A 753-nucleotide genomic window follows, 5' to 3' on the forward strand; every position below is an offset into this window, starting at 1 on the left:
CGCCCCCCCCGCCCCCCCCCCCCACCGCACCCCCGCCACCCCCCGCCGCGACCAACCCGACCGCCCCCCCGCGCAACCCCGCCCGCCGGTCGCGAAGGAACTCGAAGAAGATCGGCAGCACCGAGATCAGGATGATCAGGGCGACCACCGGCAGGATGTAGTGGTCGATCTTGTCGCCGATGGCCTGGTAGATCTGCTCGGCCAGCAGGTAGCCGATCAGCAGGATGCCGTCCACCCAGAGCACCGCGCCGACGATGTTCCACAGCAGGAACTTCTTGGCCGGCATGCCGAGCGCGCCCGCGACCGGGTTGAGGAACGTCCGGACGATCGGAATGAAGCGCGCCAGCACCACCGCCTTAGCCGGGCCGAACTTCTGGAAGTAGTACTCGGCCTTCTCCACGTACTCCTTCTTGAAGAGCCGCGAGTTCGGTCGTTCGAACATCGGCCGGCCGTACCGCGCGCCGAGCCAGTGCCCCAGCTGGGCGCCGACGATCGCGCAGATCGGGCCACCGATCAGCAGGCCGGCAAGGGAGAGGCGGGTGCCGTCGCCGAAGATCGCGTCCGCGACCGGTGACGAGGCGACCCCGGCGAGGAACAGCAGCGAGTCACCCGGGAAGAAGAAGCCCACCAGCAGGCCGGTCTCGGCGAAGAGGATCACCCACACGCCGATCAGCCCGAAGGTCTGCAACAGATCCTTGGGATCGAGCGGGTTCAGGGCGACGCTCTCCACGAGAGCGCGGGTCTTCTCAGCTG

At 68.5% G+C, this 753-nt stretch carries 1 protein-coding gene; it reads right to left on the reverse strand.

The annotated features are described in order from the left end of the window. The coding region (locus tag KBX53_RS34790; protein ID WP_247676638.1) for a DedA family protein at positions 1–753 on the reverse strand (753 nt) is incomplete at both ends.

Origin of the sequence: Micromonospora sp. M51 (assembly GCF_018070305.1) — a bacterium.
GTDB lineage: Bacteria > Actinomycetota > Actinomycetes > Mycobacteriales > Micromonosporaceae > Micromonospora > Micromonospora parva.